Raw genomic sequence first — 12,001 nt, 5'->3', positions numbered from 1 at the left:
CAATAATAAAACCAAAAAAAGGCTTATCCATTAAAAAAGCCTTTTTAAATATTAATCAAATATATAAAATTTTCACGACCTAGTTTTTATTTGTCAATTGGTTATACACATCTAATAACTCAGTCATTTTTGATGTATCTCCACCAAGATCAGGATGGTAGATCTTTGCTAATTCTCTAAATCTCTTTTTTATTTCAGCTAATTCTGCATTGAAAGGTAGTCCTAATATCTGAAGTAAATGTGGATCGTATGAAGACATAGTCAAACCGTTTTCTATGTAACTCCTAAAATAAACATTAAAAAAGTATTCATCTATTACCTTTTTGTATGTCTCTTTATCCATTGCAATTAAAGTTTTGAGGTTATATCTGACGCGTGCTTTTTCATCCTTTGTATCAAAAAACTCATTCCATACTAATTTTCTTCTTTTTTTATTATCAGAATAGAATCTTATCTTAATTTCTAATTTTTTTAATTTTCTTAGCTTTCTTTTTAGCTCATTTATGCTAATCACCTCTAATATATAATACTACTTTTAATTTATAATAAAACAATCCCAATATCAAGGGATTGTTTAGATTGATGATAAAGTCATCAAGATAGCAGACTTTAGTAAAAGTTTAATTTCAAGGCGTATTAAAATTGAGTAGCAGAGCTTACTTTAGAGGTAAGTGAGCAACGGAAATTTTAACAACAACGCAGAAATTGGGCTTTTGTCTACGGTCTGCACAATCCCAATACCAAGGGATTGTTCTAAGAGTTAAATACTTAGTGTTTTATAAATGATAAATAGGTTCGTCTTCTTTGCAGAAGCATGGTTCTATATTTTGAGTAGGTAAACATGGTCTACGAGACTTTGACACTTTATATCCTACAAATTTTGATAAAGACATAAATTCGCCTCCTTTTTATTTTTATCCTTTATTATAAGATTATTTCAGCTATTTTTTTGTTCCGATAAAAAGTATTATACTTACTTCACTCTAATATATAATAATACTTCAAAGTTATAGTAAAACAATCCCAATAGTATCAAAGAGTTAATTATAAATAACATCACCGCAGATATTTGTAGAAACTGCTTCAGGGATACATTCAAAACTCTCTAATGGTTTATATTCTACAAATCTTGATAATGACATAAATCAACTTCCTTTAAATTTTCTCATTTATTATAAGATTATTTTAGGTGTCTTTTTGTTCTTTCTTCACTTTATTTACCCATAAATCAGCAAAAAAGATATTTCTCAATTATTAGTAATATTTAATGTTGTTTAGCTATGACATTATTAATTGCACCCATTGCTTGACAAATAATGAAATGAGGCTTATAATTTATATTACGTTTAACGATATAAATAGGTGGTGTAAAAATTGTATGTATGAAAGTAAAAAAACAGGAGCTTTAACAGAAACGACATTATATATGTTATTAGCGTTATATAAACCTAAGCATGGATACGCTATCATGCAGTTTATTGAAACTAATAGAGGAGTGGGAATTGGTGCAGGCACATTATATGGTGGTATAAAAACTTTATTAAAAAACAAGTGGATTATCAATATAGAAACAGATATAAAAGATACCAGAAGAACAAAAGAGTATCTTATAACAGACCTAGGAAAAGAAGTTGTACAAAAAGAAGTAATAAGATTAAAAAAAATATATAAATTAGCATCACAGATTTCAACGGAGGGGTTAAAATGATAAAATATAGATTTTTTATTGATACAGAAAAAGAAGCTAAATTTCTTAATAATATGTCATCACAAGGTTATAGATTGACAGATACAGGAAGTATCAAATACACTTTTGAAAAATGTCAAAAGAATAAATATATTTATGCAGTAGATTTCGTAGGTAGAAGAGGCGATAAAAGTTTTAAAGACTATACATATTTGTTAAGTGATTTGGGTATAAAATATTATGCTAAAAAAATGAATTTGGGCAAATATTCTTATCATAATCTAAAACTAAGGTTTTTTAATAGAGATAGAATAGGAATTGATACAACCAAAGGCTCTTTAAATTCAGAGTTCTTAATTCTTGAAAAAGAAAATGACAGTAAAGCATTTGAAGTTTATACAGACAACGAAAGTAAACTAACACACTATAGAGCTATACGAAATATAGGATTTTTATATTTAGTAGTTATTTTATTAAGTATAATGGGAAGTCCTGAATTGACCATTATGGGAAAAGATTATACATACATGATAGAGGATTTTGCAAGTAAAATAAAAATCCCTCTAATAGGAGTTCTTTCTTTATTAGCAATAATACCTATATCTCAATCTATTGGAATAATTAATAAAATAAAACACATTAAGGAGAATGGATATGAATAAAAAAGTTTTTATAATATTGATTATATTATTATTAATTCTAACTGGATGTAACGTCAGGTCAACAGGCGGAAGTTTCCTACTTATAAAAGGCGATATAGATTTTGAAGACAATGAAATTACAGGTAAGTATTCTAAATTTAACGGAGAAAAATATGGAAAATATTCTTTCAATGAAGATGATAAATTAGTATTTGATATAACGACAGAAACCAATAAAGGTAAATTTGCTTTTTACATTGTAACAGATGATAATAAATGCGAAATAAAAGACGGTGATACATTTTCTGTTAAAAAGAATACCACCTATACATTTAAAGTTTTAGGTAACAACCATAGTGGCAGTTTTAGTGTAAAGTGGAAAAAATAACGAAATATAATTTATTTGCCCAAAATCTTATTTAAAAAGTAATAACTAACTGTGAGCAAAAGTATTGTTATTTATAACTTAATCAAAACTATTGTATCAGTTAGTAGTTAATATTAATTATCCAAAAAAATACAAAAAGATAAAACACTCTGAACTTTGTAGTACAGCGTTTTATCTTTTATTTGTATCTCGCTCTAAGATATCTTTATATGTAAGCAATCATGTCGTATACAAATCTTATCTATATTTATAGTTTTTTCAACTTCCCTTAGCTTTCTTTTTTGCTCAAAATCCTAAGCGTATCTGATATAATATTATAAGTTAAATTATAATAAAACAATCCCTCATAGCAAGGGATTGTTTTAAGAATTAAAGATTATTAGTACGGATGAACAACAAAATAAGTTATAAGTGTCTGGCATACATTAGGCTCTTCATATATTGTATATGCTACAAATTTTAATAATGTCATAAACTTACCTTCTTTTATTTTTCTCCATTTTTAACATAAGATTATTTGAACCATTTTTTTTGTTCCTTACGCAAACTAAAAACTGCTCTATGAGCAGTTCAGACCGTAGACAAAAGCCCAATTTCTGCGTTGTTGTTAAAATTTCCGTTGCTCACTTACCTCTAAGTAAGCTCTGCTACTCAATTTTAACACGCCTTGAAATTGAACTTTTACTAAAGTCTGCTATCTTGATGACTTTGTCATCAATCTAAACTGCTCTATGAGCAGTTTTTTATAATATAGATTTAATCTTCAAATCACCTTTACATTACACACTTGCTTCGGCTAACTTCTTAACGCTTTTCTCTCTGAAAAATTCCATTTTCTCGCATATCTCTTTTACAGAACTATTTACTTCTCTCAATTCTTTATCCCATGTAATCATTTTTTCATCTAGTTTATCTAGCTTAAACTCTTTTACTATATCAATCATATCTCGCTCTAAAATATTGCCATATGTGAATAGATCTTCAGGAAAGAAATCACAAGGTAATATATTGCCTTTTGCTGATATACACCAAGTTAGTGTTCCTGCACCACAGCCCATTCCTTCTCGCTCTTTTTCATCCTCTTTTTTTTCTTCCTCTTCTGGTTCTTTTGCATCTTTGCCATCATTCCATTGTTCTATATCTATTTTGCCTTTGTATTTTTCTCCTAACTCTAATAATAAATCTTCTGCTTTTACCCTATGTTCTTCATCCAAGAACCAATGATCTTCTAAATTCAACCCTCTACCACATTTACTTAAAGACCCTAGGCTAAATCTCTTAACTCCCATAGACAATAAAAACTCTAGCATAAGCGGTATTTCATCTAAGTTCTTATGATTTGCAAGCATAGCAACCGATACATTAATATCATTTTTAACTAACTGTTTTATTCCGTTTACTGTTTTATCATACGATCCTTTTGTATTAGTAAGCAGTTCATGTTTTTCTTTAATATGAGAATATAAAGATATTTGCACACTTTTTGTTCCTTTAAATTTAGGCGCATTTTCCTCTGTGATTAGTGTTGCTGTAGTAGTTATATTTACACCGAAATTTCCATTACAATATTTCAAAATATCAAAAAATCTTTCATGTAACATTGGCTCTCCACCTGTTAATTGAAGACCAGGTACTTTACCATTTACTTTTTCTAGGATATCTATGAGTTCATCATATGGTAAAAAATCCTTATTATTTATGTTACATGATTTGTAACAGTGTTTACAGGTAAGATTACACCTATTTGTCAAAGATAATATAAGAGTACTTGGGTACTTCATATTTCGCTCTCCAGTATATGGTATTGTATATACTGCTGGTTTTTCTTCATATTTTAAAATATCATTATTTGCATCTAAGAACTTGTCAAATACTACTTCAATTTGAGATCTTTCCTCCGCACCTAGTTCAATAGCTATTTCATCTATTACATTGTCTATAGTCTTTTCACCTGTTAATTTATCAAATATATAAATATCAATATCGCTTAACATACGGTCTTTGCCACCTGTAACTATGGCATAATCATTAATATAATGGAATTTTAACTCTTCCTTTAAATGTGGATACATAGCTTCTCCTTTCTCTATCTTTTTAGTATACAGTTAAAATACAAACAATCCCCCTTGTCCATAATTTATTTGCCTCTATGTACTATTCTTTTACAAAAGTATATCATATACAATGTAAAAAATTTGTAGTATTTTGGTACACTTTTTGTTTTTTTAAATGGGAGATGTCTAAACACCTCCCATTTTATAATTAAAGCAAATTTATTACAGATATAATCACATATTAATTCATTCCAATAATTACATTAGCTACTCTTATAACTTTTATAGCTTATAAGTTTAACTAATTTTATTTTCCTCCTCAGATTGAACTTTTAAGTATATCTATATTTATTAATGATAAAATCACCATTTATTGTAGTGTTCTACATATTAAGGAGTATTAGTTCTTTTACTTAGTATTCTGTTTATCACTAATTTACAATATATAATGTAGTACATAAATATTGTATAAATTCAGTGCATTATTAATCTTAAAATCTGCACATGAATCTTCTATCAATACTATAATCAGTAAATCTAACTAATGTCATAATTTATCTCATCTATTTTTTTATGATTTTTTATTTTTGATATAAAACTTTAAGAAATATAGTTCTTTATGGATCTTATTATTCATATGAGCTACATGTTTTTATTACATTACTTAAGAACAATAAGATGAGATATCAGTCTGTCAAAGGAGTGCATATTGATACTTTATTGAACTTGTTATTATAGATGTTGCTTATATTACCATTACACACTCCTCTTTATTGTATTATAATATTTTGTCTATGATTGTTGAATAAAACTAAACTGCAATGAATCTAGCTGTACTACATAAATATTGTGTATCTGTTTTGCACCAATCTGCGTAACGCACTGTATAAGGATAACAATACAATTTATCTGATTTGTTATATTCATACTTAGAAAATCTAGCAAGTGTCATTATTTCACCTCCTCTTTTGATTGTTTTTTAGATTTTAGCTTTTGTAAAAAAGTAATAAATTTGAATTTTTTATTGGATTGAATTATTTATATGGGCTAATTGATTAATTTATTTTATGGAATTTAAAATTAAAAGGATGTACTGCAGTTTTTTTATGGTTTATATTAGTAGATTACAACATGTGCTTTTGTTTCACATTCTTGTATTTTTTTATGGGTTTTAGTGTGTTATAGATTTGTATTCCTATATTGACTTGAACTTTTCTATAAATTAGTTATCTAATCTAGCTATAACTAGTGGTGGACAATATAAACTAATGCATCCGTAAAGCTTGTCTATTTTTCTGTATTGCTTAAATTTAATAATAGTCAAAATACTTACCTCCTTTATTATTTTTTAATATCCGTTTATTTTATTAATGTAATTATAATAGATATATATTGCAAATTTTGTAGATATTTATTGTCGATTTATTACAATTGTGTTATGTTTTGTTAATATATCGTAATATATAATGGAAGATGTCTAAGGTAAACATCCTCCATTATATGTACCGATTATTTATTATTTAACCATTATAACTATAGTTTACTGATGGTGGGCAATACGTACTAAAACAATGGCGTTTTGATGTTTTTGATTTTTTGTATCTTGTAAAATTAGATAGCTTCATACAATTATCCCTCCTCTCTAATTAATATTATTTTTATATAAGTTAATTTATACTTTTCTTCTGATTTTTTATTTGAGCTATATATTAAATAAGCCGTAGACAATTGTTTAATTGGCTACAGCTTAAAAAATTTAATAGAATCTTTAACTAAAAATTTGTCATAGGTGTTATCCCTGGCAGACAACTAATTAACGACTTAACAGTATCACATCCTTTTGTTTTTTCAGATTTTCTATAATTGATAAATTTCCCTATACTCATTTTTTTCCTCCTTTCTAGTAATTAATGATCAGCATAACTAACTTATACTAATTAAACAATAAGTTTAACCATAATAATAGTTTAAAAGTTTCTAATGCTGTTATAGTCTTAATTATAATAAATGCTGTTTTAAAAAAATGTCATCATTTGTTGCAAAATTTATTACATTAAATTTAGAATATGCCCATAAGCCAAAACACTTATATGAAAAGTCTCTATGTGTGTATTTTACTGTTGTTTTATCCATTATAACTATATCTCTTTAATGAAATAATCAGTGTTAAAAAATAATATTTGACATACTCTTTTATACTTTAATATAGCAAATTTTTGCAATTAAAAAATGCCATTTCATCCACAAGTGAATTACTTTGACATTCTTTCTGTTGTATATTAAACCTTAACTTTTCATAGAAAATCAATAACTATATAAGCATCCTTCTGATATTTATGAAAGTTTCCACAATCATTTCAGTTAAGCATTTATATCTCTATATTGATATTTTTTATATGTCAACGCTATACCTGCCAAAATTATAGCAATTGATATTATTATATAAACAGTTTCTATCTTTCCAGTTATCAATATCTTTTTAGCATCAAAATAGTAAAATGGTATAGCGTAGCGTATAAAATTAATTTTATCATACATTCCGATTACTATTGATAATATATATGTTGCTAATAAAACAGATGTTGATATACCTGAAGCCCGTTTTGCCGATTTAGTGAACATAGAAATCATCATTCCTATACTAAAAAAGACAAATTGTAATATCAATAGTGTTCCTATTATTTTTAGTATATACGACGTTATTGAAGCTCCCTTATTCAATTTGTTCACAAACAACATTGATGTTATCAATGTCACTGCATTAAGTATAACCATATTGATTACTGCTGCTATTATCTTAGAAGTTACTATTCGACTTCTCTTAATTGGTTTAACCATCAAGAAATCTGCTGTCTTATCTCTTTCTTCTTTTATAAGAATTAAGGAACCTAACAATACTGCATGTATGCCTGCTATAAGTGAAAAATATATATTAAATATCGCATAATACCCGCTTATCTCTGAGAGATTAATTTTATCAAGTGAAAAAACCCGTTTAAATATATCTGGCATGCTATTTAGTAATTCATTAGCTTCTTCTCCCATCTCAACAAAACCTTGATACTTTATCATCCCTACTGCTATCAGTAAGATCATGCATGAACACCATATGATGAGTGATTTTCTATTTGAACGTAATTCTTTTAAAACTATATTCATACCATTTCCTCCAATCTATATAGAAGGGAAATCCTTCTTTTGATATTTCACATATGTTAAGATAAAAAATACAATAATCAATGTGAAATTGATAATAACAAATTTACTACTATACGCTTCACTTAGAATAATTGTATCTGTATCAAAATAACCAAATGGAGAAATGTAAGCTAACTTTGCATCTTGTAGTGTATTGTTTAAAAGCTGTAATATATATAATCCAAATACAGTCCCCATAGCTATTGCTATAACACTTTTAATCTTCTTTAGCCATGATCCAATAAATATTCCTAATGAAAAAAAGAACATTTGTATAAAGAACATACTGAGAGTTATCAATAAGAATACTCTATAATTTATATCTCCCTTTCCAAATATTCTAGTTGATATTAAAGATACAAGTAAAAAAATTAGATTCATAAAGATTATATGTGTAAAAACTGCAATCAATTTATAAGTAACCACCTTGACTCTTTTTACTGGCTTAGTGATTAAAAATTCAACTGCCTTTTCTCTTACTTCTTTTGATATGACATCTAGCCCTAACTTCATTGCAAATATAGCACTTATCAATTTAATATACAGAAAAATCATACTATAAAAGCTGTTAAACTCAGACAAATTTATACTACCAAGACCAAATGCTTTTTTAAACACATCTGGAAAGTTCTCAAACATTCTCTCTAATGTTTCTGCCTCTGCTGCAAAAGAATTAAAAGTAGATAGGAATAAAAATAAACACGCTAGTAAAGATATAGTCCATATTATATTTTCTTTTAAATATGTTTTTAGTTCATATTTATAGATATTCATACTATTCCTCCTTTTCATAATAATACATGAAAATCTCCTCTAATGTTGGTTCTTCGACTAGTAGATTTCTAATATTTATACCTAAAAATATCTTTATTACTTTGTTTATATCACCTTTAAACATAAAACTCGCATTATTTTGTTCTATTTTTAAATCCTTTATGCCACTTGAATTAAACATTTCAACGCTAAGTTTTTCTGTTGCCTCGATTCTTATTTTTTTATAGTTGTTTTGTCTTAATGTCTCTATACTTTCTACTTTAATTAGCTTACCTTCTTTTATTATTGCTACTTTATGACATAACTTTTGAACTTCATCAAGAATATGTGATGAAAAGAAAATAGTAGCTCCCTTTTTGTTTTCTTCTTTAATAAGCTCAAAAAATTTCTTTTGCATTAGAGGATCTAAACCACTTGTCGGTTCGTCTAATATTATTAGCTTTGGCTCATGCAATAATCCTTGAACTATACCTACTTTTTTCTTGTTTCCCAATGATAAATCATCTATCTTTCTCTTTAAATCTAAATCCATTATTTCAGCTAAGTGATAAATTCTTTTAGTGTAATCTTTAGAATAAAAACTAGCAGAATATTTTAATAGATCAATTACTTTCATGTTATCGTAATAAAAAACCTCTGATGGTAAATATCCTATATCTTTTCTTATCATTGAACCCTCTTTAATACAATCTTTCCCAAATATTTTAGCACTCCCACTTGTTGGGTATATTAGAGATAGCATTGTTCTTATAGTAGTAGATTTGCCTGCTCCATTTGGACCTATAAACCCAAATATCTCTCCTTCTTCAACTTTTAGTGAAACATCGATTATCCCCCTCGCTTTGCCATAATATTTTGTCAATTTGTCGGTTTCAATAACATACATAATATTACCTCCTTCAAATTATTTATAAAAAGCACTTTTTAACATAATAACATATTGATCAAACTCTTCCCATAATTCTTTTAGGTTTAATTTGTACTCAGAAAGCTTTAATGTTTCTCTATACTCATCAGCATATTTTTCCATAGTCCATCTGATGATTTTTATCGCCTTGGTTGTGTCAATACCTTCTTTGAACTTTGTCAAATCAACATTGTAGGAATATACCTTTTTCATCAACCCAAGCGTTTCATTACCAAAAAGTTCATTCAATTCTTCTTGAGTTTTGTTTTCAAAAGTTTTAAGTGAAAATTTAAAAATATGAGGATATTGTTTTGTAATTTCAATCTTTACTATTACTATTTGTTTCAATCTTTTAAAGATATCTGTTTCATTCCAATCTACTTTCTTTTTTATAGTTTCAAAAAATACTTCATAAGACAGTTTTTCAAGATAGTCATATAATGCTTTTTTATTTTTAAAATAATGAAATAATGCTCCTTTTGATATATTTGCATTCTTTACTATATTATTTGTAGAAGCTTTTTCATAAGTATTATTACCGAATTCTTGCATCGCACTATTTATTATTCGATTTCTTTTTTCTTCATCAATGTTTTTAAATGAATCTTCCAATATATTCACCTTCTTCTTATTTATAACTTGTTAAGATTATAGTAATAATATCATACTTAACCATAGTGGTCAATTTATCTATTAAACTAATTTATATGTTATTTCTATAGATTTTATTCTATATAAACAAAACCTCGTTTACAAAAAACGAGGTTTCATTAGCAATAAAATTAGCTATATAATACTTCTCTAAATAAATCTAAATATTTATCCATCTCAGCTATAGCTTTTTGCATATCAATATCTTCTTCAAGTTTTTTAGCTTTATTAAAGTACTCTTCTGACATTTTTTCTATTGTCCATCTTATCGTATTTATTGCCCTTGAAACATCAATGTCTTTAAATTTTGAATAGTCAATATTCTTATTATAAATCTGACATATTAATTCTGGCATAATATCTTCTGCTTTTTCTTTTAACTCCTGAACAGTCCTTTTTTCCATTATAACGTTTATGAAAGATTGTATCTCAGGATATTTTTTTGTAACTTCTAACTTAATTAGAGCCACTTGCTTAATTCTTTCTAGTAAATCACTCTCTTCCCAATCAATACCATCCTCAATAGCATTGATCATAGTTTTGTAGACGAATCTTTCAATATACTCATACATCTCGTCTTTGTCTTTAAAGTAATGGCATAGTTCCTCTTTTGATACACCTGCCTTTTGAGCAATACTATCAAATGAGGCTTCTTCATAGTGTTTTAGTGCAAATTCCGTCAACGCACTATTTAAGATAGTGTCTTTCTTCTTCGGGTCAATGTTTTTGAAGTTCTTATTCAAATTATCACACCCTTTATATTTTTTGACCAATGCGGTCAATATAATTATATCAACATTGACCGCATTAGTCAATAAAGAAATTGAAAATTTATCCGATATGTTTTAATTTTATTTAGGCATAGCACAAAATAAAGCCCCTTAACGGGGCTTCATTTTAATCATTATAAAATCTAGTATGGTGGATAATATGGTTTACCTTCTGGGCATGGCTTTCCAATTGGTTTATTAGGTAAACAAAGATATCTAGGAACATTTTTATAACTCACAAATCTTGATATTGTCATATTACACCTCCTAAATATTATTCTATGTCTAGTTTATCAAGGTGTTTTGTTAATTTTTATATCATGCTTTATTTCTATCATTTTATGCTTAGAAATATGTTATTTTGTCTACTTTACATGGGTCAATTCTTTTAGGTAACTCTTTATAATTTATAAATTTTGATAATGACATTATGTCACCTCCTTTATATTATTAGTAGTAATACTTTATAGCTATATCTCGCTATAGCGATTTTGTATTAATTATGCTCACCTTTAATTTCAACGTGAAATATAGATGTTTATAAATATAGTCAATTTAGTAAAAGATTTTATCGCCTGAGCATGGTTTTCCTATTACTTTGTGAGGTAAACAAATATATCTAGGAACATTATCATAGCTCACAAATTTTGACATTGTCATATTTTCGCCTCCTTTGTATTTTTATCAATTCAATGCTTTATAAGCTATATTTCACTATAGCTATTTGTGCTTAAATTATACTATTTATTGACAAGGTATAAACTACAGGTGTTTATAAAATCTAGTCAGTTTTAGTAGTGAATTTTATCGTCTAAGCAAGGCCGTCCATGTATTCTGTCAGGTAAACAAAGATATCTAGGACCCTCTTTATAGCTTATAAATCTAGATATTGTCATATTTACACCTCCAAAATATTATTTTATATGTATAG

Annotated in this window: 11 protein-coding genes; 3 read left to right on the top strand and 8 right to left on the bottom strand. The window is 27.0% G+C overall.

What is annotated here, in order from left to right; translation table 11 throughout:
- Positions 1-79: 79 nt before the first annotated feature.
- Positions 80-514 carry a J domain-containing protein gene (locus P3X86_RS10515; protein ID WP_483292647.1) on the bottom strand — a complete coding sequence of 145 codons (435 nt, stop codon included), beginning with the start codon at positions 512-514 and terminating at the stop codon, positions 80-82.
- 864 nt (positions 515-1,378) lie between these two features.
- Between P3X86_RS10515 and P3X86_RS10510 the strand changes: the two genes are divergently transcribed.
- Genes P3X86_RS10510 through P3X86_RS10500 form a run of 3 tightly spaced genes read left to right on the top strand, consistent with a single transcriptional unit; the run spans position 1,379 to position 2,716 of the window.
- Entirely contained in the window at positions 1,379-1,708 is a 330-nt protein-coding gene (locus P3X86_RS10510; RefSeq protein ID WP_483292646.1) for a PadR family transcriptional regulator, read from the top strand.
- The gene (locus P3X86_RS10505) at positions 1,705-2,349 is read left to right on the top strand and encodes a DUF2812 domain-containing protein (RefSeq protein ID WP_483292645.1); all 645 of its coding nucleotides are present in this window, start codon (positions 1,705-1,707) and stop codon (positions 2,347-2,349) included. Before P3X86_RS10510 ends, P3X86_RS10505 begins: the two co-directional genes overlap by 4 nt.
- Positions 2,342-2,716, top strand: coding sequence for a hypothetical protein (locus tag P3X86_RS10500; protein ID WP_483292644.1), 375 nt, complete (start codon positions 2,342-2,344; stop codon positions 2,714-2,716). The genes P3X86_RS10505 and P3X86_RS10500 overlap by 8 nt, the downstream gene beginning before the upstream one ends.
- A 779-nt stretch (positions 2,717-3,495) precedes the next feature.
- Here P3X86_RS10500 and P3X86_RS10495 read toward each other — a convergent pair.
- The 7 genes from P3X86_RS10495 to P3X86_RS10465 form a co-directional block, all read right to left on the bottom strand.
- Positions 3,496-4,788 (bottom strand): radical SAM protein, encoded by a 1,293-nt coding sequence (locus P3X86_RS10495; RefSeq protein ID WP_483292643.1) that lies wholly within the window; start codon positions 4,786-4,788, stop codon positions 3,496-3,498.
- A 793-nt stretch (positions 4,789-5,581) separates the two neighbouring features.
- Positions 5,582-5,722, bottom strand: coding sequence for a hypothetical protein (locus P3X86_RS10490; protein ID WP_483292642.1), 141 nt, complete (start codon positions 5,720-5,722; stop codon positions 5,582-5,584).
- A 1,409-nt stretch (positions 5,723-7,131) separates the two neighbouring features.
- On the bottom strand, positions 7,132-7,929 hold the full coding sequence (locus P3X86_RS10485; protein WP_483292641.1) for an ABC transporter permease subunit: 798 nt from the start codon (positions 7,927-7,929) through the stop codon (positions 7,132-7,134).
- 15 nt (positions 7,930-7,944) lie between these two features.
- A complete protein-coding gene (locus tag P3X86_RS10480) occupies positions 7,945-8,742 on the bottom strand; it encodes an ABC transporter permease (protein ID WP_483292640.1) in 798 nt (265 codons plus the stop codon).
- A gap of 1 nt (position 8,743) precedes the next feature.
- On the bottom strand, positions 8,744-9,628 hold the full coding sequence (locus tag P3X86_RS10475) for an ABC transporter ATP-binding protein (RefSeq protein WP_483292639.1): 885 nt from the start codon (positions 9,626-9,628) through the stop codon (positions 8,744-8,746).
- Positions 9,629-9,646: 18 nt separating this feature from the next.
- On the bottom strand, positions 9,647-10,261 hold the full coding sequence (locus tag P3X86_RS10470; RefSeq protein ID WP_483292638.1) for a TetR/AcrR family transcriptional regulator: 615 nt from the start codon (positions 10,259-10,261) through the stop codon (positions 9,647-9,649).
- A 170-nt stretch (positions 10,262-10,431) separates the two neighbouring features.
- On the bottom strand, positions 10,432-11,043 hold the full coding sequence (locus P3X86_RS10465) for a TetR/AcrR family transcriptional regulator (protein WP_483292637.1): 612 nt from the start codon (positions 11,041-11,043) through the stop codon (positions 10,432-10,434).
- Positions 11,044-12,001 lie beyond the last annotated feature (958 nt).

Source organism: Abyssisolibacter sp. ZYX002 (assembly GCF_056892235.1).
The sequence above is the reverse complement of the archived record's forward strand: the minus strand, read 5'-3'. Positions and strand labels throughout refer to the sequence as shown.